Origin of the sequence: Streptantibioticus parmotrematis (genome assembly GCF_019890615.1) — a bacterium.
Lineage (GTDB): Bacteria > Actinomycetota > Actinomycetes > Streptomycetales > Streptomycetaceae > Streptantibioticus_D > Streptantibioticus_D parmotrematis.
This window is the reverse complement of sequence record NZ_JAINVZ010000005.1, coordinates 386,896-405,972: the sequence shown is the minus strand read 5'-3', so window position 1 is coordinate 405,972 and position 19,077 is coordinate 386,896. Positions and strand designations below refer to the sequence as shown.

General features: G+C 72.1%; 18 protein-coding genes. 12 read left to right on the top strand and 6 right to left on the bottom strand.

The window, feature by feature from the left end; all coding sequences use genetic code 11:
* Nucleotides 1-10 precede the first annotated feature (10 nt).
* The 3 genes from K7472_RS11210 to K7472_RS11200 form a co-directional block, all read right to left on the bottom strand.
* Nucleotides 11-1,534: a cryptochrome/photolyase family protein gene (locus K7472_RS11210; RefSeq protein WP_222976747.1), complete on the bottom strand. Its 1,524-nt coding sequence runs from the start codon at nt 1,532-1,534 to the stop codon at nt 11-13.
* A gap of 243 nt (nt 1,535-1,777) precedes the next feature.
* Complete coding sequence (locus K7472_RS11205; RefSeq protein ID WP_308013859.1) at nt 1,778-2,215, bottom strand: ATP-binding protein; 438 nt, start codon at nt 2,213-2,215, stop codon at nt 1,778-1,780.
* Between the two features lie 115 nt (nt 2,216-2,330).
* A complete protein-coding gene (locus tag K7472_RS11200) occupies nt 2,331-3,341 on the bottom strand; it encodes a LacI family DNA-binding transcriptional regulator (protein ID WP_222976745.1) in 1,011 nt (336 codons plus the stop codon).
* A gap of 368 nt (nt 3,342-3,709) precedes the next feature.
* On the opposite strand from K7472_RS11200, the gene K7472_RS11195 reads away from it, so the two are divergent.
* The 6 genes from K7472_RS11195 to K7472_RS11170 all read left to right on the top strand — a co-directional run bounded on the left by K7472_RS11195 (nt 3,710) and on the right by K7472_RS11170 (nt 10,128).
* Nucleotides 3,710-5,077 (top strand): ABC transporter substrate-binding protein, encoded by a 1,368-nt coding sequence (locus tag K7472_RS11195; protein ID WP_222976743.1) that lies wholly within the window; start codon nt 3,710-3,712, stop codon nt 5,075-5,077.
* 33 nt (nt 5,078-5,110) lie between these two features.
* Complete coding sequence (locus K7472_RS11190; RefSeq protein ID WP_252395386.1) at nt 5,111-6,055, top strand: carbohydrate ABC transporter permease; 945 nt, start codon at nt 5,111-5,113, stop codon at nt 6,053-6,055.
* Nucleotides 6,055-6,966, top strand: a complete 912-nt coding sequence (locus tag K7472_RS11185; protein WP_222976739.1) for a carbohydrate ABC transporter permease — start codon at nt 6,055-6,057, stop codon at nt 6,964-6,966. The genes K7472_RS11190 and K7472_RS11185 overlap by 1 nt, the downstream gene beginning before the upstream one ends.
* Nucleotides 6,967-7,020: 54 nt before the next feature.
* Complete coding sequence (locus K7472_RS11180) at nt 7,021-8,040, top strand: NAD(P)-dependent alcohol dehydrogenase (RefSeq protein ID WP_222976737.1); 1,020 nt, start codon at nt 7,021-7,023, stop codon at nt 8,038-8,040.
* Nucleotides 8,033-9,043 (top strand): carbohydrate kinase family protein, encoded by a 1,011-nt coding sequence (locus K7472_RS11175; RefSeq protein WP_222976735.1) that lies wholly within the window; start codon nt 8,033-8,035, stop codon nt 9,041-9,043. Before K7472_RS11180 ends, K7472_RS11175 begins: the two co-directional genes overlap by 8 nt.
* Before the next feature lie 86 nt (nt 9,044-9,129).
* The gene (locus K7472_RS11170) at nt 9,130-10,128 is read left to right on the top strand and encodes a zinc-dependent alcohol dehydrogenase family protein (protein ID WP_222976733.1); all 999 of its coding nucleotides are present in this window, start codon (nt 9,130-9,132) and stop codon (nt 10,126-10,128) included.
* Nucleotides 10,129-10,146: 18 nt separating this feature from the next.
* On the opposite strand, the gene K7472_RS11165 is transcribed toward K7472_RS11170, so the two are convergent.
* Both K7472_RS11165 and K7472_RS11160 read right to left on the bottom strand, forming a co-directional pair.
* Entirely contained in the window at nt 10,147-11,583 is a 1,437-nt protein-coding gene (locus K7472_RS11165) for a metallophosphoesterase family protein (protein WP_222976731.1), read from the bottom strand.
* Nucleotides 11,584-11,772: 189 nt separating this feature from the next.
* Complete coding sequence (locus tag K7472_RS11160; RefSeq protein WP_308013858.1) at nt 11,773-12,945, bottom strand: PP2C family protein-serine/threonine phosphatase; 1,173 nt, start codon at nt 12,943-12,945, stop codon at nt 11,773-11,775.
* Between the two features lie 262 nt (nt 12,946-13,207).
* On the opposite strand from K7472_RS11160, the gene K7472_RS11155 reads away from it, so the two are divergent.
* The 3 genes from K7472_RS11155 to K7472_RS11145 all read left to right on the top strand — a co-directional run bounded on the left by K7472_RS11155 (nt 13,208) and on the right by K7472_RS11145 (nt 15,012).
* Nucleotides 13,208-13,600, top strand: a complete 393-nt coding sequence (locus tag K7472_RS11155) for a PPOX class F420-dependent oxidoreductase (RefSeq protein WP_222976729.1) — start codon at nt 13,208-13,210, stop codon at nt 13,598-13,600.
* Between the two features lie 361 nt (nt 13,601-13,961).
* Nucleotides 13,962-14,558 carry a hypothetical protein gene (locus tag K7472_RS11150; RefSeq protein ID WP_222976727.1) on the top strand — a complete coding sequence of 199 codons (597 nt, stop codon included), beginning with the start codon at nt 13,962-13,964 and terminating at the stop codon, nt 14,556-14,558.
* A gap of 58 nt (nt 14,559-14,616) precedes the next feature.
* Entirely contained in the window at nt 14,617-15,012 is a 396-nt protein-coding gene (locus K7472_RS11145; RefSeq protein ID WP_222976725.1) for a cupin domain-containing protein, read from the top strand.
* A gap of 57 nt (nt 15,013-15,069) precedes the next feature.
* Here the strand turns inward: K7472_RS11145 and K7472_RS11140 are convergent, their stop codons facing one another.
* Complete coding sequence (locus K7472_RS11140) at nt 15,070-15,627, bottom strand: helix-turn-helix domain-containing protein (protein ID WP_222976861.1); 558 nt, start codon at nt 15,625-15,627, stop codon at nt 15,070-15,072.
* Nucleotides 15,628-15,815: 188 nt separating this feature from the next.
* Between K7472_RS11140 and K7472_RS11135 the strand changes: the two genes are divergently transcribed.
* From K7472_RS11135 to K7472_RS33420, 3 genes are all read left to right on the top strand, one after another.
* A complete protein-coding gene (locus tag K7472_RS11135) occupies nt 15,816-16,943 on the top strand; it encodes an aryl-sulfate sulfotransferase (protein WP_222976723.1) in 1,128 nt (375 codons plus the stop codon).
* A gap of 311 nt (nt 16,944-17,254) precedes the next feature.
* Nucleotides 17,255-18,340, top strand: coding sequence for a sensor histidine kinase (locus K7472_RS11130; protein ID WP_222976721.1), 1,086 nt, complete (start codon nt 17,255-17,257; stop codon nt 18,338-18,340).
* Nucleotides 18,328-18,966, top strand: coding sequence for a response regulator (locus tag K7472_RS33420; protein ID WP_222976719.1), 639 nt, complete (start codon nt 18,328-18,330; stop codon nt 18,964-18,966). The genes K7472_RS11130 and K7472_RS33420 overlap by 13 nt, the downstream gene beginning before the upstream one ends.
* The last annotated feature ends 111 nt before the right edge of the window (nt 18,967-19,077 follow it).

Sequence of the window (19,077 nt, the reverse complement as noted above, 5' to 3'; positions counted from 1 at the left end):
CCGCTCCCTGTCAGGGCGGCCCCTCGCCCCGCTCCCGTTCGGCGCGCAGCACCGCGTCCGCGTCGGCGAGCCGCTCCAGCTGCCGGACTGTCCGCGCGGTGCGCTGGTTGCCGGCGAGCAGGGTGCGGTGGCGGTGGACGAAGGACCAGTAGCCGGTGGTGTACGGGCAGGCCCGCTCCCCGGTGCGGTCGGCCGGGCGGTAGGCGCAGCCGTCGCACAGGTCGCTCATGCGATGGATGTAGGCGCCCGCGGAGGTGTACGGCTTGGTGGTCATCCGGCCCCCGTCGGCGTACTGGGACATGCCGACGACGTTGGGCAGCATGACCCAGTCGTAGCCGTCCACGAAGCAGCGGTGGAACCAGTCGGTCACCTCGCGCGGGTCCCAGCCGCGTTGCAGGGCGTGGCTCCCGAGGATCATCAGCCGCGGGATGTGGTGCGTCCAGCCGGTGTCGCGCACCTGGGCGAGGACGGTGGACAGGCAGCGGGCCGTGACGGCGTCGGCGTCGAGTCCGAGGAACCACTCCGGCAACGGCACCTCGTGGCGCAGGGCGTTGCGGTGGCGGTAGTCCTCGCCGAAGTACCAGTACAACTGCCACACGTACTCGCGCCACCCGGCGACCTGCCGGACGAACCCCTCGGCGCTGTGCACGGGGACCCGGCCCGCGCGCCAGGCGTCCTGCGCCGCGCGGACGACTTCGGCGGGGTCGAGCAGGCCGAGGTTGAGCGAGGACGACAGGAGACTGTGGCTCATCACCGGGTCGGCGGCGAGCATGGCGTCCTCGTGGGGTCCGAACCCGGCGAGCCGGTGCTCGGTGAAGCGCCGCAGCGCGGACAGGGCTTCGCGGCGGGAGGCGGGGAAGAGACGGGGGCCGTCGCGGCCGACGAAGGCGATGCCGTCCTCGCGTTCCCAGCGGTCGAGGTCGGCGCGGACCTCGTCGTCGATGGCGTCCTCGCGGGGCCGGTAGGGCTTAGGAGCGCCGAGGGTGTCCGCGCCCCTGGGCGGCGCCTCGCGGTTGGCGTGGTCGTGGTTCCAGCGTCCACCGGCCGGGGCGTCACCGTCCATGAGGAGGTCGAGTTCGCAGCGCACCCAGCGGTAGAAGTCCTCCTGGCGGAGGCGCTTCGCGTCGTGTCCATCGGCCCAGGCGCGGAAGGCGTCGTGCGGGAGCAGGAATCCGCGGGCGGGCAGCACGCGCACGGTGTCCAGGGAGCGCACCAGTCGCAACGCGGCCCGGGAGGTGGGGTGATGGACGGTCACGGACGCGTCGCCGACCGCCTCGCGCAGGCCGTCGCGGTAGGTCTCGGCGCGGACGTAGCGGACGCGGTCGCCGAGTTCGGCGGCCCGGTGACGCATCGCGGACAGCACGAGGTGCGCCTTGGCCCGGTGGAAGCGACGGCGGCGGAACACCGACCGGGCCTCGATCATCACCACCGGGGCGTCCCGTCCGGGGCCGTTGTCGTGGGAGGCGAGGAAGTGGGGGCCGAGTTGGTCGCCGAAGAGCCAGTGCCGGTGTGTCACGTCAGTGCGTCCCCGCATACGTCGCCCGCGTGTACGTCGACCGGACGGGCGGCGCCGACGGTGGCAGGAGGCGACGCGTGGGGCTGGCGGGCGCGCGCCACGGGACGCCGGGTGATCCGTTCACTGGCCGCTGTCGCCGACACCGCCGTCATGCCGCACCCTCCGCACCGGACGCCTCTTCCGCCTCGTAGCCAAGCAGACGCACACGGTGTTCACGGACAGGACACGGGCGAGGACACGATCGTGCCGGGTGACCGGCCGTCAGTCGGCGTCGTCCGGCGGGCGGGGCGATACGGCCGGGGGCCGGAAGGAGGCGGTGACGTCCTTGCCGTTGCGGGACGGATGGGTCTGCCAGTCGTCGGCGAGCGCGTCGACCAGCAGCATGCCGCGCCCACCGAGCGCGTCACTGTCCGGGTTCCTGGGCTGGGGCAGGCGTGCGCTGGAGTCGTGCACGGTCACGTGCAGGCACTCGCTGTCCCAGGTCAGCACGAGTTGTGCGGTGCTGTGCGCGTGCACATGTGCGTTGGTGACCAGCTCCGAGACGGTGAGCAGGACCGCCTCGACCGTCTCCGGCGCGCTGCGCGGCCAGCCGAGGGTCTCCAGGTGTTTACGCGTCCAGTCCCTGGCCGATTTCACACCGCAGCTCATCGGCAGCGAACGCGACCATCCCACGGCCCTCAGCGACGAGTCGTCGACCACGGCTTCTCCCGGTTGCGACAGTGATTTCGTCCCTCTTCGTCCATCGACTACCCGCCGGCGGCCGGGGTATGGCTGCCAGGCGCCTCTCTCCCGGCAACCCCCCGTGTTTCCGCGATCACGTCTCGGCGCAGCCGCAGGACCGGCGGTGCACCAGGGTCGGGGTGAGGCGGACCGAGCGAGGAGGGGTGGTGTCGCCGTTCAGGCGGTCCAGGAGCATCCGGGTCGCCTCGCGGCCCAGGCGTTGCCAGGGCTGGGCGACGGCGGTGAGCGGCGAGGGGAGCAGGTCGCCCCATTCGACGTCGTCGAAGGCGGCCACCGCCATGTCGTCCGGCACTGACACGCCCCGGTCGCGCAGGCCGCGCAGCACACCGACGGTCATGTGGTTGTTGCCGCTGATGAGCGCGGTCGGTGGCGAGGGCAGGTCGAGCAGCCGCAGCACCGCGGCGCGCGCGGGTTCGGCGTCCGAGGCGCCGTAGACCTCCAGCGCGGTGTCGTGGGCGATGCCGTGCTCCGTCAGGCCTCGGCGGTATCCGGCGAGGCGTTCCGTACTGGTGGTGATGCCCTCGCGGCCGGCGACCATGCCGATGCGGCGGTGACCGCGCTCGACGAGGTGGGCGACGAGCCCGGCGGTCGCCCGTTCGTTCTCCACGCCGATCTGGTCGAAGCCGGGGCAGGCCAGCCGGTCGATGAACACCACCGGGGGCGCGGGCTGCGGCGTGCCGGCCAGGCAGGCACGCAGGCGGGCGGCGTCCATGGAGGTGGCCAGCAGGATGCCGTCGACCCGCCGGTTGCGCAGCGCCCGCAGGACCCGTTCCTCCTGCTCGGCGTCGTCGTGGGTGTCCGCGAGCAGCACGGTGTAGCCCGCGGCCGCGGCCGTCGACTCGATGGCGGAGGCGAGTTCGCCGAGGTAGGGATTGGTGAGGGCGGACACCGCCAGGCCGATGGAACGGGTGCTGGCGGTGGCCAGCGAGCGGGCGACGGCGTTCGGCACGTAGCCGGTCTCCCGGATCGCCGCCTCGACCGCCGCTCGGGCCTGGTCGCTGACCGGGCGGGTGCTGTTGACCACGTGCGAGACCGTGGTCACCGACACCCCTGCCCGGCGTGCCACCTCGTGCATGGTCGCCATGTCTCCCCTTCGGTTCCCCTCCGGCCCATGGGCTGCTGCCCGTTCGGTCCCGCGGGCTCCTTCCCTTCCGGGCCCCGCCGAGCACGTTCCGGGGCCCGCCGCGCACGCCCCCCGGTCCCGCCGAGCACGTCCCGCGTTCCGCGAGCAGGTCCGCGTCGCGGCGGGCCCGGATGACCCGGGGTGTCCCGTCGTCACTCTCGGCCGCGCCGAATCCTAGCGCAACCCCTTGCGCAACCGGTTGCGCACACCTACAGTCACTGCCACTTCACCGCGCAACCGTTTGCGCGTCGTCATGTCCCGCTCTCGGTACGCCCGTTGGACGCCGTGCGCGGGCGGCATCACCCGAACTCGGCGAGGGGACAGCACAGATGCGTATCCGACGAGGCCGGCGCCGTGCGCTCGCCGCCTGTGCGCTGGCCGCCGCGACCCTGCTCACGGCCTCCGGCTGTGCCGGCGCGGGAGAGGCGAGCGGATCGGGTTCCGGCACCACGATCACGGTGGCCATCGTCGCCAACCCACAGATGCAGGACGTCGAGACGCTCACCTCGTACTTCACCCGCACCCATCCGGGCATCCACGTCAAGTACGTGACGCTGCCGGAGAACGAGGCCCGGCAGAAGATCACCGAGTCGGTGGCCACCGGGAGCAACGAGTTCGACGTGGTGATGATCAGCAACTACGAGACGCCGATGTGGGCGAAGAACGGCTGGCTGACCGATCTGCAGCCGTACGCCGACGGCACGCCCGGCTACGACCCCGGTGACTTCGTCAAGCCCGTTAAAGACTCGCTGTCCTACCGGGGTGACCTGTACTCCGTGCCGTTCTACGGCGAGTCGTCGTTCCTGATGTACCGCAAGGACCTGCTCGCCGCGCACCATCTCACGATGCCCGAGCACCCCACCTGGGCCCAGGTCGCCGCCATCGCTGACAAGCTCGACGACCCGAAGCACAACCTGGCCGGCATCTGCCTGCGCGGCGATCCGGGCTGGGGCGAGAACCTGGCGCCGCTCGACACCGTCATCAACACCTTCGGTGGCCGCTGGTACGACCCGCAGTGGAACGCCCAGCTCGACTCGCCGCAGGTGAAGAAGGCGGTGAACTTCTACGTGGACCTGCTGCACCGGGACGGCGAACCGGGCGCGGCCACCGCCGGGTTCACCGAGTGCGGCACCGACATGGCCCAGGGCACCGCCGCCATGTGGTACGACGCCACGTCGGCGGCGGGCTCCCTGGAGGATCCCACCAGCAGCAAGGTCGTGGGGAAGATCGGCTACGTGCAGGCGCCGGTCGAGAAGACCCCCTCGTCCGGCTGGCTGTACTCCTGGTCCCTGGGGATCCCGAAGACCAGCGCGCACCAGCAGGCCGCGTGGCAGTTCATGTCCTGGGCCACCTCCAAGGACTACATCAAGCTGGTCGGCAGCAAGCTCGGCTGGTCGCGCGTCCCGCCCGGCAGCCGTACCTCCACCTACCAGCTGCCGCAGTACGAGAAGGCGGCCGCCGCGTTCGCCAAGCCGACGCTGGAGGCCATCAGCAGCGCCGACCCCGGACACCCCACGGTGGGGGCGGTGCCGTACACCGGTGTGCAGTTCCTCGACATCCCGGAGTTCGAGGACCTCGGCACGCGGGTCAGCCAGCAGATCACCGCGGCGGTGGCCGGCCAGCAGTCGGCCGACGCGGCTTTGACACAGGCACAGCAGTACGCCCAGACCGTCGGCGACACCTACCGCAAGCACTGACCGGTCCGGCATCACCTCACGATGGGAAGCGACATGGCGACACTCGCCCCGCCCCGGTCCGGTCGGATGCGGCCCGGACCCGCCACGGACAGCTCGGCCCGCAGGGAGGGCTGGCGGCGCAGGCTGCCGCTGTCCCCCGCGCTGCTGCTGATGATCCTGGTGACCCAGATCCCGTTCCTGTTCACCATCGCCTTCTCCTTCGAGTCGTGGAACCTGGTGCGTCCCGGCTCCCGGCACTGGGTCGGGCTGTCCAACTACGCGGGGGTCTTCACCGACAGCGCGTTCCGCGACGCGCTGGTCACCGAGATCGAACTGACGCTGCTGGCCGTGGTGATCTCGATGGTCCTGGGCATCGGTCTGGCCGTGTTGCTGGACCGCAAGTTCCCCGGCCGTGGCATCGTGCGCACCCTGCTGATCGCGCCGTTCCTCATCATGCCGACGGTCGCCGGTCTGCTGTGGAAGACCACGATGCTCGACCCGGTCTACGGCATCGTGAACTACCTGCTGCGTGAACTGGGCTTCGCGCCGGTCGACTTCGTGAGTCGGTTTCCCATGTCGTCGGTGGTGACCGTGCTGGTGTGGCAGTGGACGCCGTTCATGATGCTCCTCGTGCTGGCGGGGCTGCAGAGCCAGTCGTACGACGTGCTGGAGGCGGCCCGGGTGGACGGCGCGGGCGCGTGGACCACGTTCCGCGCCATCACCCTGCCGCACCTGCGGTCCTACATCGAACTCGGTGTGCTGCTGGGCGCGATCTACCTGGTCAACACCTTCGACGTCATCTACATGACCACCCAGGGCGGCCCCGGTACCGCGACCACCAACCTGCCGTACTACCTCTACCAGCGCGCCTTCCTCGGCTTCGACGTCGGTCAGGCGTCGGCGCTGGGCGTGGTGACGGTCGCCGGGACCATCCTGGTCGCCACGGTCGCCCTGCGCACGCTGTTCACCGTGTTCTCCGCGAGCGAAGGGAACGACTGATGGCATCCGCCACGCCGACCGCCTCATCGGGCGCCGGGGCCCGTCCGGCCGAGGTCCCCGCCCGCTCCAAGTCACGTGCCCGGAAGGCGGGCTCCCGCCGCCGCGTGCTCGGCCAGGTCTCCTGGACCGCCGGGGCGTGGATCGCCGCGCTGATCTTCTTCTTCCCGGTGCTGTGGATGGCGCTGACCGCCTTCAAGCAGGAGTCGGCCGCCTACACCACGACCCCCCACCTGGTCTTCAAGCCGACGCTCGACCAGTTCCGTGCGGTGTTCGACGCGGGTATAGGGCCGTACCTGGCCAACTCCGCGACGGCGACGCTCCTTTCGACGCTGCTGGTGCTGGTGCTCGGCATCCCGGCCGCGTACGCGCTGTCCATCAGGCCGGTGCGCAAGACCCGGGACGTGTTGTTCTTCTTCATCTCCACCAAGATGCTCCCGGGCGTCGCCGCGATCATCCCGGTCTACCTCGCGGTCCGCGACCTCGGAGCGCTGGACAGCGTGTGGACGCTGATGGTGCTGTACACGGCGATGAACCTGCCGATCGCGGTGTGGATGATGCGGTCGTTCTTCCTGGAGGTGCCGGGTGAGGTGCTGGAGGCGGCCCGCGTCGACGGGGTGACGTTGCGTCAGGAGATCACCCGGATCCTGCTGCCCATCGTGGCGCCCGGCATCGCGGCCACAGCGCTGATCTGTGTCATCTTCTCCTGGAACGAGTTCTTCCTCGCCCTGAACCTCACCTCGGTGCGGGCCGGGACGATGCCCATCTTCCTGGTGGGATTCATGTCGAGCGAAGGCCTGTACTGGGCCAAGCTCGCGGCGGCCGCCACCCTCGCCTGCCTGCCGGTGCTGCTGGCCGGATGGCTGGCGCAGAAGCAGCTGGTGCGCGGGCTGTCGATGGGCGCGGTGAAGTGACCCCGGGCCCACGGTAACGGCGTTCAGGCCCGGCGAGAACGGAACGGAGAGAGTGTGGACAACCGCGCGGCGGTGCTTTACGGCCCGCGTGACCTGAGGGTGGAGGACCGGCCGGTCCCGGTGCCGGGACCGCACGAGGTACTGGTGCGGGTGGCGGCGGTCGGGGTGTGCGGATCGGACGTGCACTACTACGAGCACGGCAGGATCGGCGACTTCGTGGTGGAACAGCCCTTGGTGCTCGGCCACGAGGCGATGGGCACCGTCGAGGCGTTCGGTGCCGCGGCGCACCGGCACGCGGTGGGAACGCGGGTCGCCGTCGAACCGGGGGTGCCGTGCGGGCGGTGCGCGCGGTGCCGTACGGGCCGCTACAACCTCTGCGCCGACGTGGCGTTCTTCGCCACTCCCCCGGTCGACGGCGCCTTCGCCCACTACGTCACCGTGCACGAGGACTTCGCCCACGCTCTCCCCGATCACGTGACCGACACGGCGGGCGCGCTGCTGGAGCCGCTGTCCGTGGCGTTGTGGGCGGTACGCCGCGGCGACGTACGTCCCGGCGACCGGGTCCTGGTGACCGGAGCGGGACCGGTGGGACTGCTCGCCGTCCAGGCCGCCCGGATCGCCGGAGCCGCCCGCGTCGTCGTCACCGACGTCAACCCCTCACGCCTCGCAACGGCCCTGCGGCTCGGCGCCGACGAGGCGTTCGACGCCAGGGAGGGCGTGCCGCGGTCCGAGCCGCCCGCCGACGTGCTGCTGGAGTGCTCCGGCGCCCCGGCCGCGGTCGAGGCGGGCATCCTCGGCCTGCGTCCGGCCGGAACGGCGGTGCTCGTCGGCATGGGCCCGGACAGCCGCATGCCGATTCCCACCCAGGTCGTCCAGAACCGCGAGATCACCCTCACCGGCACCTTCCGCTACGCCAACACCTACCCCGCCGCCGTCGCCCTGGCCGCGGCGGGACGCGTCGACCTGGACGCGCTGGTCACCGGCACGTACGCCCTGGACGACACCGCGCACGCCTTGACCGCGGCCAGGACCGACCCGGCCGTCGTCAAGCCGGTGGTGCTGCCGCATGGCTGACGTGACGACCCCCGGTCGGGGAGGCATCGCGGTGTGCGGGGAGGCGCTGGTGGACCTCGTCGAGCGGGAGCCCGGGGTGTTCCGGGCGCTCCCCGGCGGCAGTCCTGCCAACGTCGCGGTCGGGCTCTCCCGTCTCGACGTGCCCGCCGAACTGCTCGCCCGGCTGTCCGCCGACGGATTCGGCGCGCTGCTGCGCGGCCATCTGGAGGACAACGGAGTCGGCCTGCACGGTGCCGTCGACGCCACACAGCCCACGACTCTGGCCGTGGTGTCCACCGATCCGCACGGCGTGGCCAGCTACGACTTCCGCTACGAGGGCACCGCCGACTGGCAGTGGCGGGCCGGTGAACTGTCGCGGACACCACCGCCCGGCATCGTCGCCGTCCACACCGGTTCGCTGGCGCTCACCGTCGAACCCGGTGCCTCCGTGCTCACCGACTGGCTCGGCACGGTGCGTGATTGGGGCACGGCGACCATCAGCCTCGACCCCAACATCCGGCCGGGCTTCGACTCCGGGCCGGCGGCGGCGCTCCGGCGGGTCGAGGAGCAGGTCGGGCTGGCCGACGTCGTGAAGGTCTCGGAGGAGGACCTCGCCTGGCTGCTTCCCGGCGTGGACCCCGCCGACGTCGCGAGGCGGTGGCGCGCTCTCGGACCGGCTCTGGTGGTCGTCACCCTCGGCGGCTCCGGCTGCCTCGCCGTGGGCCCCGACGACGCGTTGGTCCGCCGCCCGGCCGTGCGTGCGACGGTGGCCGACACCGTGGGCGCGGGCGACGCCTTCACCGCGGGACTGCTCGCCGGTCTGCACCGGGCCGGGCTGCTGGGGGCGCGTGACAGCGGAGCCCTCGGCACGCTGGGCCCGGATCTGCTGACCGGCCTGCTCGACGAAGCGGGCCTGGTCGCGGCGCTGACCTGCGAACGCGCCGGAGCGGACCCGCCGACCCGAGCCGAGGTGCGCGCGGCGACGGCCACGAGGGAGGGCACCTTCGTGGACTCGTCCATATGACTCCGCGTCAATTCACCTGAACTACGCAGTGGTTGCCCGCCCTACCACCCAAGCCCAGCCCGCCCCGAACGAAGCGAAGGAACACCATGCGAGCCGTCATCATCGACAAGCCCGGGCACGTCCGCGTCGACACCGCTCCGGACCCGACGCCGGGGGCCGGTGAGATCGTCGTCGAGGTCGCCGCGTGCGGCGTCTGCGGCACCGATCTGCACATCCTGGACGGCGAGTTCCCGCCCACCCCGTACCCGATCATCCCCGGCCACGAGTTCGCGGGAACGGTGGTCGCGGTGGGCGGCGGTGTGCGGGACCTCGCCGAGGGGACGCGGGTCGCCGTCGACCCGTCGCTGTACTGCGGCAGGTGCGAGTACTGCCGCGTCGGGCGCGGCAACCTGTGCGGGAACTGGAACGCCACCGGCGACACCGTCAACGGCGCCTTCGCGCAGTACGTCGCCGTACCCGCCGCCAACGCGTACCGCATCCCGGAGGCGTTGGACCCGCGGCAGGCCGCGATGATCGAGCCGCTGTCGTGCGCGGTGCACGGCGTCCACCAGCTCGGTTCCGTGCTCGGCCGCAAGGTGCTGGTGGTGGGCGCCGGCACCATGGGGCTGCTCATCGGCCAGCTGCTGCGGCACGCCGGGGCGGGCGAGGTCGCCGTGGTCGACCGCAGCACCGCCCGGCTGCGGCTCGCGGAGGCCATGGGCTTCTCCCGGACCGCCACCGACGTCGCCGAACTCGGCGCGCGCTTCGACGTGGCGGTGGACGCCACCGGCGTACCGGCCGCCATCGAGGGCGCGTTCGACGCGCTGCGCCGCGGTGGCACGTTGCTGGTCTTCGGTGTCGCGGACGCCGCGGCCCGCATCTCGCTGTCTCCGTTCCGCATCTACAACGACGAGATCAAGGTCGTCGGGTCGATGGCGGTGCTCAACAGCTACGGAGACGCTGTGGAGTTGATCGCGTCCGGCGCGATCGACACCACTGCGCTGCTGGGCAGCCAGTTCCCCTTGGCGGGATTCAGCGACGCCGTCGAGGCGGTACGCAAGGGGACGGGTCCGGGCACGAAGGTCCACGTGCTGCCCAACGCCTGATGACACTCACCGCCGGGATCACAGGGCGGTGAGGCCGGACAGGTCGCGGACGACGGTGTGATTGCGGTCGGCGATCGTGCCCAGGGTGTAGTGCGGCCAGACGCCGAAGTACTCGGCGCGGGTGCGCTGGCTCCAGCGGCGGGCCAGGTCGGAGCGGGTCTTGTGGAACGTGACTTGGTACCCGCCGCTGTGCACCTTCAGCAGGGTGTAGCCGCCGGGGTACTCCTTGGTGGCGGCGACCTCCAGGAACTCCACCGCGTCACTGCCCTCCATCGTGGTGCGTTTGTTGCGGTGGGTGTGACCGCTGTGGTGGAAGAAGACGCCGGGGGTCTGCCGGTAGAGGGCTTCGAGGGCCCGGGCGCTGGGCGCGTCGAGGTCGAAGGAGGGCCCCGCCGCGGTCGTCACCGCCGACTCGTAGGTGACCGGGTGGTGGCCGAACAGCAAGGTCGGGCGGTCCGGATCGTCGCGCAACAGGTGCCGCAGGTCGGCGAGTTGACCGGCTTCCAGCGTGCCGCCTGCCGCGTCGAGTGTCGTGGTGTCGAGTCCGACCAGGCGCAGCCCGCCGACCTGATGTGACGTCAGGGTCTGTCTGCGGTACGGGAAGACGTCGCCCCAGCAGTCGTGGTGGTCGGCGGCACCGGCCACCGGGGTGCAGCCCGCGTAGTCGGCGCCGGTGTGGGGGCGGTCGTGGTTGCCGCGCGCCACGAAGTAGTCGCTCCCCAGCCTCCCCCAACCGTCGAGGAGTTGGCGTACCCGGCTGACGTCCCGGGGTTCGGCCTCCGAGGTCAGGTCCCCGGCGACCAGCAGCACGTCGGCCCCGCGGTCGGCGGCGCGCAGGTCGGAGAGCATCGCGTCGAGCATGACCTCCGGGTACGGCGGCAGGCCCGGGTCCTGCTGGAAGGACGGCGGCCAGCCGCCGGTGATGATGCCGCTGGTCTGCTCGCCCACGTGCAGGTCGTTGGAGAGCGCGAGGGTGAACAGGTGGCGTCCGGGCGGCGGGGTGAGCGTCGTGAAGACGCCCGGCGCGTCCAGCGAGCCCGCGCTTCCAGGGAACTGGAGGGTGGACTGCTGGGCGGTCTGTCCCGCGGAGCGCGCCGTGAAGGCGTAGGTGCGGCCCGGTTCCAGACCGCTCACTTCCGCGTAGTGGTAGGCGGTCGCGGACGTGTCGTGGAAGACCGTCTTCATGGTCGCCGGGTTGCCGGGGTCGCCGAGCAGCACCTCGGTGTCGGTGGCCACGGGCGCGGGGGCGCCGTAGCGGTCCACGGCGGTCCGGGATCCGGTGTACCAGGTCAGGGTCACGGAGGTGTCGGTGACGGTCACCACGTCGAGGTCGGTGACCAGCAGGTCGGCCGGGGCGGCCGCCCCGGCGGGGGCGGCGTCGGCGAAGGCGAGCGGCGCGGCGGCGAGACCGGCCCACAGCAGGGCCTGCCGGCGGGAGGGGGAGCAGCAGTCCATGCCCGGAGTATCGCTCCGCGCGGTGAACCCCGGGGTGTGCCGAACCGGCCGATGTGTGGCGGTCCTTCGACGATGTGACGGCCCTCGACCGCTGCGTGCCCCGCGGGGCGTGCCGTCACCCCGCACTGCCGGGTCCGCCCTCAGCCAGACAGACCGTCGGCCCGATACACCCATCAGCGCAGTACGCCGTCAGCCCGGTACGCCCGCCTCCCGCGGCGAGCGCTCTTCCGGGGACGCTTCGGTGCGCGTGTCGAAGGCGCGGATCGCCACCGCCGCCACGTCGTCGTCCAGCCCGGACGCGCTGTAGGCGATCAGGTCCTCGTGGAGCCGGGTCAGGACGCGTCGTGGCGGGACCGCCGTCCAGGGCCGGACGCGTTCGGGCAGGGGGTAGAAGTCGCCGGACCGGTCCCGTGTCTCGCTCACCCCGTCGGTGTAGAGCAGCAGCTGGTCACCGGCGCGCAGTTCAGTGGTGTCGACGTGGTAGCCGATGCCCGCGACCGCGCCGAGGAGCAGGGGCGGTGACGGCAGCGTGGGTTCGAGCACGCGCACCCGCCCGTCGCGCAGCAGCAACGCCTCGGGATGGCCGCAGCTGACCAGGCGGGCCACCGGCTCGTCGTCGGGGACCTCCACCAGCAGGGCGGTGGCGAACCGCTCGGCGTCGTCGCGGTCGGGTTGCAGGTCCGAGTACCGCACGGCGCTGGTCTCCAGCCGACCCGCGAGCTCCACGAGGTCGGCCGCGTCGTAGGCGGCTTCGCGGAACGACGCCGTCAGCGTCGCGGCGGCGCCCACGGCTCGCAGGCCCTTGCCCCGCACGTCGCCGATCAGCGCCCTGACTCCGTACGGCGTGTGCAGGACCTCGTAGAAGTCGCCGCCGACCCGGGCCTGCGCGGCGGCGGCGACGTAGAGGGTGGCGACCTCGACGCGCCCGAGGCGTTCCGGGATGCGCCGCAGCACCACGCCCTGCGCCGCGTCGGCCACCGCGGTCAACTCGGCGACCAGCCGTTCGTTCCGCAGCCGTGCCGCGCAGCCGTACGCGGCGGCCAGCGTGACCACGGCGGTCACCGCCAGGGTGAACAGCCGCGGCGCGGTGCCGAGTGTCCCCTTCGCCAGCGCGAGGCCGATCTCCGCGACGACGGCGCACCCGCCGATCGCCAGCGTCCCCGACACCGGCCACACCACCGCCGCGAGCGCGGGGGCGGCGGACAGGAAGCGCTGGAACTGGTACGGCGGCGGGGTGACCGCGTCGAGCACGGTGCCGATCACGATGACGGCCACCGGGGACCACAGGGAGAACCACCCCGTCCCCGGCCGTCCACGTCCGGAGCCCGCCTCGCGCCGAGTGGACCGGTCCCAGATGATCACCTTTCAGGACGTTAGGCGCGATCACACGAATATCCAAGCAACGGAGGGTCGGCGGGGGCCTGGCCGGAGACGTTCACCCGGATGGCGTTCGAGTACGACGGCATCGGGCGTGCCGGTCGTGTGGGGCGGCGGAGGCGGGCGCGGTGCCTGCGCACGGCAGGGGTACGCTCACGCGCGAGCGCGTGTGATCGCCGGCTCCTCGGCGTCCACCACCGCATCGCCGGTGCCGCGACGGGCGCCGGGACCGCATGCGGAGAACGCCATGGAACTCCCCGATCACGTGCTCGACCTGCTGCGCCGGCCGAGCACCTGCTATGTCGCCACCGTGATGCCGGACGGGTCGCCCCAGCTCACGCAGACATGGGTCGACACCGATGGCGAGCACGTGCTGGTCAACAGCGTGCGTACGCACGTGAAGACGCGGAACGTCACACGCGACCCCCGTATCGCCGTCGCGGTGTCGGATCCTGACAACCCGTCACGGTACGTGCAGATCCGCGGGCGGGTGCTCGACGTCACGACCGACGGCGCGGTCGACCACATCGAGGCGCTCGCGCGGAAGTACCTGGGCAAGCCGTACCCGTGGTACGGCGGACGGGACGAGGAGCGGGTCGTCTACGTGATCGAGGCCGAGAGCATCACCAGCACCGGCTGACCCGGCCGGCGACGGATGCCGTGCCCCTGGCCGTCCTGCCGTCGCGCGGTGGAAGGGCCCGGGGCCCGGACCCCACTTTCCGGCGCCCTGCCCTGATGCCCGGCCCCGGGCCCTTCCGTGTCCCCGATTCCACCCCACCCGCCGTGCGCTCCGCCGCCTTTTGACGGTTCCTCTATGCGCGATGCCATCGCCTTGACGATCTCTTGACGCTGAAAGGGCCGTCCGTTTCGAGCCGGACGCCTCATCTGTCCCACACGTACGGAATACACGGAAACGGCTGACACGGCTCAGCCCCGGGTGGCACGGTGGAGCCCGCCGTCCGCGACGGCGCGGTACGGCGGTTTCGGGACGAGGGGGAGCCATGCCCAAGGGGACGTACGCCAAGGACGCGGCGGAGGCCGAGGAGGACCTCGCCGCGTACTGCGAGGCGAGCGGACTGGACCGCGAGTGGATAGGCGGCGACCGGTGGGCCACCACCGTCCGCATCGCGTGCGACCGCAAGTACGGCTACGACGAGGCGTACCGCACCATCGACGCGGACCAGGTGGAACTGCTCACGGAGGCCGCCAGGACCAAGCGCAAGAGCACGCTGGACGGCGACGAGGACGGCCTGCTCTCGCTGGTGGAACAGGCCGAGGAGCTGTCGAAGACGCTGGTCCCGACCATCCTCCAGCAGTGCGCCGACGCGTATGTGGGAGGCCGGCGGGTCAACCTCGGCCTGTCGAAGGCGATGACGAGCGCCAAGTACGCCCAGCTGCGCGAGGACTGGGACGTGGCGGGTCAGTACGCCACCGGCGATGGTGTGTTCACCAATTTCCACAGCTTCCCGCCGCAGGACAAGAAGAAGGCGGGGAAGGGCAACGTGGGCGCCACGTTGGCGGTTCGCGGCGTCCAGGGGAACCTGCTCGTGGAGATCGCCGGCCGGACGTTCACCATGCACGTGGACATCTCGGACTAGCCCGTTCGGCCCGGGCTGCCACGGCCTCTCCCCATGACGGCTGTTAGCGTCCTCACGCATGAACGACGACAGTGTGTACGTGGGGAACGCGGGCGTGGACGCGCCGCTGGACCGGGGCTGGCTGCTCGGGCACTTCAAGGAAGTGGGCGACCCCCGGCACAGCGAGGCGGTGGAGATCAAGTGGGGCGTCCACCCGCCCGGCGACACCAGGGCCGCGTGGGTACGGGGCGAGCGCCGCACCGCACTCCTCGTGTTGATCAGCGGCCGCTTCCGCGTCGAACTGCCCGGCCGCAGCGTCCTGTTGTCCCGTCAGGGCGACTACGTCGTCTGGGGGCACGGGGTCGACCACTCCTGGGTCGCGGAGGAGGAGTCGGTCGTGCTGACCGTGCGCTGGCCGTCCGTGCCGGGCTACGCGATCACGGAGCCGCAGGAGCCGGCGGCTTCGCAGGCGTGAGCGGGAGGCCGCCCTCGGGCGGCTCTCCCGCTCACGCCATGCCTCAGGAGCGCCGGGTCAGCGGTGTGGATCGGCGGTGACCTCCACGTGGTCGCCGACGGCGACCAGCAGGACGCGCGTACCGGCCTCCAACGCGGTCCAGGTGTGCGGCACTCCACCCGCCACGTACAGGGTGTCGCCGCGGCCCAGCCGGTGCGTGACGCCTTCCGCCCGCACCTCCGCCGCGCCGTCGGCCACGTAGAGGATCTCGTCGTTGCGGTGCGCGAAGACGCGGTCCGTGTCGTGCGGCCCGGTGAACTCCAGCGCGTGCAGGGCGTGGTGGCCGCGCACCAGCGGACGCACCCGGGCCTCGCCGGTGCCCGCGAGCCCCGGGTCGTCGTCGGCGCGCACGACGTCCACCCGCCGCGCTTCCTCGGCGGCGGCCATCAACTGGACCGCGGTGGTGCCGAGCGCGTCGGCGATCGACTGGAGGGAACGCATGCTCGGGCGCGCGCGGCCGTTCTCCACCTGACTCAGGAACGGCACGGACAGGGCGGCGCGGCGCGCCACTTGCGCCAGCGTGAGGTCCAGGGCCCGCCGCCTGCGCCGGATGCCGTCGCCGAGCCGTGGCGTCATCGCGTCGTCCGTCACCGTCCACCCTCTCCTTCGCCGCGCGCCTCCCGACGGGCCCGGCCAGCCTACGCACCGCTTCGCACGCGGTTCACAGTGCCGACACACACGACGACTACTGTCAAACCTGCTTCACCTCTATCAAACAAAGTTTGACAGGCAGAGCCGCCGTGCGGCGGGGATCGGAGAACGGCATGTCCGCGGTCGACCAGAACACCCGTCGTCGACGGGGTACCGGGCTCATCGCCCTCGACGAGGACCTGGCCTCCCCCGGCTGGACGCTCTTCGCGCCACTCACCGGGCCGGGTGACGTCCACCTCGTCGACCTGCGCGGCAGGGAGGTCCACCGGTGGAAGCTGCCGTACCGGCCGGGACGGCACGCCCGCGTCCTGCCGGGCGGCGTCCTCGCGTACAACGGCGTGCTCCCCGGGCAGCAGGCGCTCTTCCCGATGTGGCACAAGTACCGCGGTGGCGTGATGCTCACCGTCGCGCCGGACGGCACGATCCTCAGCGAGTACCGCGACCCGCTCCAGCACCACGACGCCCATCACCACGGCGACGGGCGCATCCTCTACACGGCGCTGGAGCCGCTGCGCGGGCCGGAGGCGGCAGCGGTGCGTGGCGGAGTGCACGGGTCGGAAGCGGACGGGACGGTGTGGGCCGACACCATCAGGGAGGTCGACGCCGAGGGCCGGACCACCTGGAGCTGGCGGGCGTCCGAACACCTCGATCGCGCCGAGTTCGCGCTGCACCCGGCCTACTCGCGCGAGCACTGGCCGTTGGTCAACAGCGTCTCGCCGCTCGCCGACGGCAACGTCCTGGCCAGTCTGCGCAGCGTCTCCGCGGTCGTGGTGATCAGCCGGGCGACCGGTGAGATCCTGTGGCGCAGCGCGCCCGGGAGCGTCTCCCAACAGCACTGCCCGACCGAACTGCCGGACGGGAGGCTGCTGGTCTTCGACAACGGGGTGTTCCGGCCGGGGTGCGACGTGCCGTTCTCCCGTGTGATCGAGATCGACCGGGCCGGCGGCGAGATCACCTGGGAGTACCACGACCCGGCCCGCGAGGCGTTCTTCGCGCCGTTCATGGGCAGCGCACAGCGGCTCCCCAACGGCAACACCCTCGTCACCGACTCGCCATCGGGGCGCCTCTTCGAAGTGACCCGCGACGGGCTGGTCTGCTGGGAGTACGTGGTGCCGCACTTCGGCGCGTACCAGGAGAGCGAGGTGCGCGGCCTGTTCCCGGCCGAGCCGAACGCGGTGTTCCGCTCCTACCGTTACCAGGCCCATGAACTGCCGTGGCTCGACACACGATCCGGGGTGTGAACTCCGCACTCACGACGACTCCAGGGAGCACACCCAGCTGCTGTCCCGTCACCTCTCCCTGACACCGAACTGACGTACCGTCAACCACCCTCCGTCGAGCGCGGAATCCCGCTGTCGCGCCACACGTCGGACCGTTCGGGATTCGCCTGGGGAACGCGAGCACCGCGAACTATCATGCGCCACGTCGTGAGCGGCCGTGTTCCGCCCTGGGGAGGCGCCGGGGGCACGGCCGCGTCCTGCGGGGAGGTACGTGTGGGCACGGGAGTGACGTGGTGAGGGCGGCGTCGGGGGTCGACAGGGCGCGTTCCTTCATGATCCTGGCGACGGTGATGTACCGGTCGAGCCACATCGTGGTGGGCCTGTTCACCGTCCTCCAGCACCAACGGGACCGTCCCGCCGCCTGGTTGGCGCTCGGGGCGGCCCTGGCCTCCAGCGTGACGGTGTACGGGACGGCGGTGCGCAGACGGGAGTTCAGCGTCCCGTTGGTGTGGCTGGACGTGGTGGTCGTCGGGTGCCTGACACCGTTCGTTGCGTACGCCTGGGGTGGCAGCGCGCTGTCGACGCCCGGGGACTGGCCGGTGCTGCTCGGCACCTCCTCCAGCGCCGTGGCCGCGGTCTCGCTGGAGGGCTGGTGGGTGGTCGGCGCGGTGGGGCTGCTGGCGGTGGCCCACCTGACTGCCTACCGGTACGCCTCGGCCGCCTCGGTGGTCATCGGCGGCCACCTCATCTCGCTGGTGTCGTCGGCGGTCCTGGCCTGGGTCTTCTGGTGGTACCTGAGCCGACAGGGCAGGCTGCTGGACGCCGCCAACGCGCGGGCGCTCGAAGCCGAGGCGAGGCGCGCGCGGTACGCCGAGCGGCTCGACCACCACCGGGCCCTGCACGACACCGTGCTCGCCACGCTGACGGCGATCGCGGGCGGGGTCGACGCGAGCACGCCCCAGGTGCGCGAGCGGTGCGCCCGCGAGGCGGCCTACCTGCGGCGGCTGATCCAGCGCACGTCGGAGCGGGACGGGCGTCCGCTGCCACTGGGCGCCGCGCTGGAGGACGCGGTGCGCTCGGCCGAGTCGCTGAACCTCCGGGTGACGGCGCAGTACCACGCGATCCCGCGACTGTCGCCCGAGGTGTCGGCCGCGCTCGCCGACGCGGTGACCGAGGCGCTCAACAACGTGCGCCGGCACGCCGGGACGAACCGCGCCTACCTGACGGCCACCGGGGACGGGGACGGTGTGCTCGTCACGGTGGTGGACCGCGGCGCGGGCTTCGCGCCGGACCGGGTGGACCCCGGGCTGGGGTTGCGGCGCTCGGTGCACGGGCGGCTGGCGGAGGTCGGCGGCCTCGCGACGCTGGAGAGCGCGCCGGGCGAGGGCGTGCGGGTGGAACTGAGGTGGCCGCGGTGATCACGGTGGCGGTGGTGGACGACGACCGGATGCTGCGCGACGGGATGCGCACCTGGCTGTCGGGGCGGGAGGGCCTGCGGCTGACCGGCTCGACCGCCACCGTGCCCGAGTTGCTCGGCGGCCATGCCGAACCACCGGACGTCGTGCTGCTCGACCTGTTGTTGCGCGACGGTTCGGCCCCGGAGGCGAACATCCGGGCGCTGGCGGACGCCGGGTGCCGGGTGCTGGTCATCAGCACGGTGCCGGACCGCGCCCGGATCGTGGCCGCGATCTCGGCGGGCGCGGACGGCTACGTCACCAAGGACAACGACCTGCCGGCGCTGGTCGCCGCCGTCGAGGAGGTCGCGGCCGGGGGCACCGCGGTCTCGCCGGAGATGGCGTTCGCCTGCGCGCACGACGACCGCCCGGAGCGGCCCCGTCTGTCGCCGCGCGAGTTGCAGGTCCTGCGGGACTACGCGTCGGGACTGACGCTCAAGGCCGCCGCCCGTCGCGCGGGCATCACGCCCAACACCGCCAAGGACTACCTGGACCGGGTCAAGGCGAAGTACCGGCAGGCGGGGCGGCCCGCGTACACCAAGATCGACCTCGCGTGCCGGGTGCGCGAGGACGGTCTCGGCGTGCCGTGAGCCGGTGAGCGGCGGCGCGTGTCAGCCAACCGCGCCGCCGCACCCCCGGCAAGCCCCCCGAACGGGTGGCTACTTGGGCCGCCCTGCCCTCCGTAGCGTCTGCGGTGTCGA